Origin of the sequence: Streptococcus sp. 2106, assembly GCF_013277315.1 — a bacterium.
In the GTDB taxonomy this organism is placed as follows: domain Bacteria; phylum Bacillota; class Bacilli; order Lactobacillales; family Streptococcaceae; genus Streptococcus; species Streptococcus pseudopneumoniae.
Window position 1 is genome coordinate 1 of record NZ_VMMS01000123.1, and the last position, 3,683, is coordinate 3,683.

The 3,683-nt window shown below is 37.1% G+C and carries 1 protein-coding gene; it reads left to right on the forward strand.

From position 1 onward, the window contains the following. Nucleotides 1–42: 42 nt before the first annotated feature. The gene (locus HT723_RS10755) at nucleotides 43–3,393 is read left to right on the forward strand and encodes a DEAD/DEAH box helicase family protein (RefSeq protein ID WP_172935184.1); all 3,351 of its coding nucleotides are present in this window, start codon (nucleotides 43–45) and stop codon (nucleotides 3,391–3,393) included. The last annotated feature ends 290 nt before the right edge of the window (nucleotides 3,394–3,683 follow it).

Sequence of the window (3,683 nt, forward strand, 5' to 3'; positions counted from 1 at the left end):
ATTTTAGTCCAGTATAAACTATTTGTTTAAAGTGAGAAAAAAATGGGAAATTTTAGCTTTCTTTTAAAAAATGACGAATATGAATCTTTTTCAAAACCTTGCATTGAAGCTGAGAATATGATTGCTACATCAACTGTGGCTACTGCCTTTATGGCGCGTCGTGCTTTAGAGCAGGCTGTCCATTGGATATATAGTCACGATTCATATTTAGAAGCTCCCTATCGTGCTACTCTATCTTCTTTAGTATGGGATGATGATTTTAGGGATATCGTAGATTCTGAACTCCACAAGCAGATAGTTCTGTTGATTCGGTGGGGAAACCATGCTGCTCATGGTGGTGAAATTAAGGAACGAGAAGCGATTTTAGCTTTGCATCATTTGTATCAGTTTGTTAATTTTATCGATTATTGTTACAGCAATGAGTTTGTGGAGCGTTATTTTGATGAGAAGTGCTTACCACTTTCAGCAAACATCAAATACCGAGAAACTCCACAATCTATGATAAAGTTACAAGACAGTTTACCAGAACTGCCTGATTTTCATGAACAGATGGCTGCTCAGTCCGTAGAAGTTCAAGAGACTTATACTGAAAAACGTGAGACTGCAGCGCAACGGCAAGATGTGCCTTTCCATATTGATCAATTATCTGAGGCAGAGACAAGAAAGCTCTTTATTGATATCGATCTCCGTTTAGCAGGATGGATATTTGAAGAAAACTGTCGTGTTGAGATAGCCGTTGATGGTCTGAAGCACGGTTCAGGAATTGGTTACTGTGACTATGTACTTTATGGTAAAAATGGGAAAATTTTAGCGATTGTGGAGGCTAAAAAAGCCTCTGTCAATCCAGAAGTAGGGGAAGTACAGGTCAAAGAATATGCTGAAGCTTTGGAGAAACATATCGGCTATCAGCCAATTTGCTTTATTACAAATGGGTTGAAGCACTATATACTTGATGGTCCGAACCGCCGCCAGATTGCAGGCTTTTATTCTCAAGAAGAATTGCAATTAGTGATGGATAGACGTCATCTTCAAAAACCACTTGAGGATATTTCTAGTAAAATTAGGGACGATATTTCCGGGCGTCACTACCAAAAACACGCGATTGCAAGCGTTTGTGAAGCTTTCTCTAATCATCGTAGACAGGCACTTTTGGTTATGGCAACTGGGGCTGGGAAAACTCGTACAGCAGTTTCTCTAGTTGATATCTTATCACGTCATAACTGGGTAAAAAACGTTCTCTTCTTAGCCGATAGAACTTCCTTGGTTAAGCAAGCATATGATTCGTTTAGAAAATTACTCCCAGATCTTTCCGTTTGTAACTTCTTAGAAGATAAAGAAGGAGCTCAATCAAGTCGCATGGTCTTTTCAACTTATCCGACCATGATTGGAGCGATTAGTGGTCAAGAAGAAGTAAATCAACGCCCTTTCACTGTTGGGCATTTTGACCTTATCATAATTGACGAATCTCACCGTTCTATTTATCAGAAATACAAGTCCATTTTTGATTATTTTGATGCAAGAATTGTAGGCTTAACAGCTACTCCGCGTCAAGATTTAGATAAAAACACCTATGGATTCTTTAATTTGGAGAATGGGGTTCCAACATATGCATATGATTTGGAAGAGGCTGTTAAAGACGGATATTTAGTAGCCTATCATTCTATCGAAACCAAACTGAAACTACCTACGGATGGTCTACATTATGATGATTTGTCCGAAGAAGAAAAGGAACATTTTGATAGCAAATTTGAAGACGATAGCTGTGAAAAAGATATTGATGGGAGTGTATTTAATTCCTTTGTTTTCAATAAAAGTACAGTAGAAATTGTTTTAAATGAACTCATGACAAGAGGAATTCAGACAGCCTCGGGTGATGAAATTGGTAAAACTATTATTTTTGCTAAAAATCATGATCATGCGGAATATATCAGAGGTATTTTTAACAACCGCTATCCTGAAAAAGGGAGCGACTATGCTCAGGTGATTGATTATAGTATGAAGCATTATCAGACCTTGATTGATGATTTTAAAATTAAGGAGAAGTATCCTCAAATTGCGATTTCTGTCGATATGTTAGATACAGGTATTGATGTACCAGAGGTTGTTAATTTAGTCTTCTTCAAGAAAGTACGCTCTAAAACTAAGTTTTGGCAGATGATTGGTCGAGGAACCCGTCTATGTAAAGATTTATTTGGACCTGAGCAGGATAAGGAAAACTTCTTGGTATTTGATTATGGGGACAATTTTGATTATTTTCGTGCAGATCCAAGAGATGGAGAGGGTCGTCACATTGTTTCGTTGACTCAGCGTTTATTTAATATCAAAGTGGACTTGATTCGAGAACTTCAGGGACTCCAATACCAAGAAGATCAGTTTGCGAGAGCATACCGTCAGGAGCTTGTCTCAGAACTTCAAGGTCGTATAGAGAGCTTAAATGAGTTGGACTTCAGGGTTCGTATGGTTTTAGATATAGTTTATAGCTATAGGAAATTGGAAAGTTGGCAGAATCTAACTGCTGTTACAAGTGAAACCATTCAAAAAAATCTCTCTCCGCTTTTATTTGATGAAGATAAAGAAGATGAGATGGCGAGGAGATTTGATTTGTGGTTGCTTCATATTCAGTTGGGGCAACTGACAGCTAAATCTTCCACTGTTCATATTTCCCAAGTGATGAAGACAGCTAGAGCTCTTTCTGCTATTGGTAATATTCCGCAGGTTTTTGAGCAGGCTGAAATTATCGGGAAAGTACAGGAGCCTGAATTTTGGAAAGAAGTTAACTTGTCTGATTTGGAAAAAATTCGTCTTGCTATTCGAGATTTATTACAGTTTTTGGATAAGACAGACCGTAAACCCTACTATGTTAACTTTGAAGATCGTATACTCTCCACTGTTCACGAGACCACAGCATTTTTGCAGGTCAACGATCTTCGATCTTATAATGAAAAAGTTGAGCATTACTTGAAAACTCATCTGGATGAAGAGTCCATTTCTAAGCTATACCATAATAAAAAGTTGACATCTGATGATATGCTTGCACTTGAAAAATTGCTCTGGGAAAAATTAGGTAGCAAAGCAGACTACCAACATCATTATGAAAATAAGGCAATTCCGAGATTGGTGCGTGAGATTATTGGCTTAGATAGAGAGTCTGCCAATCGTATTTTTTCTAAATTTTTGTCGGATGAGAACCTTAATGCTAGGCAGATTTCATTTGTAAAATTGATTGTAGACTACATTGTAGAAAATGGTTTTTTAGAGACGAAAGTGTTAACACAAGAGCCGTTTAAATCTTATGGATCTGTTCAACTACTCTTCCAACACCAACTACCAGTACTTCGTAATATTGTTCAAACCATTGAGCTCATCAATGATCGAGCTGGAGAAGCGGCTTAAATTCTAAAGTGATTGCCATGCTGAGACTCATTTAAAATTAAAAAGAGTAGAAATTTATGCTATATATGAGAAGTTTTATTAGGAAGAATGTCATCGTTTTCCTAGAAGGCAGTATCAGTTGTTAAGTGGTTGATAAATTTCAAAGTAGATACTTGTACCACGATGTTTGTTGATCGAGTTATTAACAAAAGAGCTACTTTGATTTTAAAGAAATAGAAAACAAAAAGCCGAGCAAGAATTCAATTGCAGGAGAAAATGAAGGAATACTCAGTGAAAATCAAAGAGCAAAC

Excerpts from the sequence above, each read along its gene's own strand:
- HT723_RS10755 (WP_172935184.1), top strand. The coding sequence starts at position 43 with ATGGGAAATTTTAGCTTTCTTTTAAAAAATGACGAATATGAATCTTTT.